This window comes from Pseudomonas sp. CBC3, from assembly GCF_037967085.1.
Lineage (GTDB): Bacteria > Pseudomonadota > Gammaproteobacteria > Pseudomonadales > Pseudomonadaceae > Stutzerimonas.
Window position 1 is genome coordinate 1 of sequence record NZ_JBANEO010000019.1, and the last position, 410, is coordinate 410.

1 rRNA gene is annotated in these 410 nt (G+C 53.4%); it reads left to right on the forward strand.

Annotation, left to right across the window (positions count from 1 at the left end):
* Window positions 1-221: 221 nt before the first annotated feature.
* A 5S ribosomal RNA gene (rrf, locus tag V6943_RS20215) occupies window positions 222-337 on the forward strand.
* The last annotated feature ends 73 nt before the right edge of the window (window positions 338-410 follow it).

A 410-nucleotide genomic window follows, 5' to 3' on the forward strand; every position in this document is an offset into this window, starting at 1 on the left:
TGGGGTGTGTAAGCGTTGTGAGGCGTTGAGCTAACCCATACTAATTGCCCGTGAGGCTTGACCATATAACACCCAAACAATTTGATGTTTGCGTGTCAGACGGTTGAAGTCGACAAACAAACCGAAAAGACGCATCGCTCGCAAAGCGAACCGAAACACAGCAACACCATCACATGCCCGATTCGCTGCAGCGGCTAAACCCCGAGGCAGAAACCGAATTGCTTGACGACCATAGAGCGTTGGAACCACCTGATCCCATCCCGAACTCAGCAGTGAAACGACGCATCGCCGATGGTAGTGTGGGGTCTCCCCATGTGAGAGTAGGTCATCGTCAAGCTTCTACACCAAACCCCCGGCCCTCGTAAGAAGGTCGGGGGTTTGTCTTTGCGCGAGAGAAATATCAGGGCCGC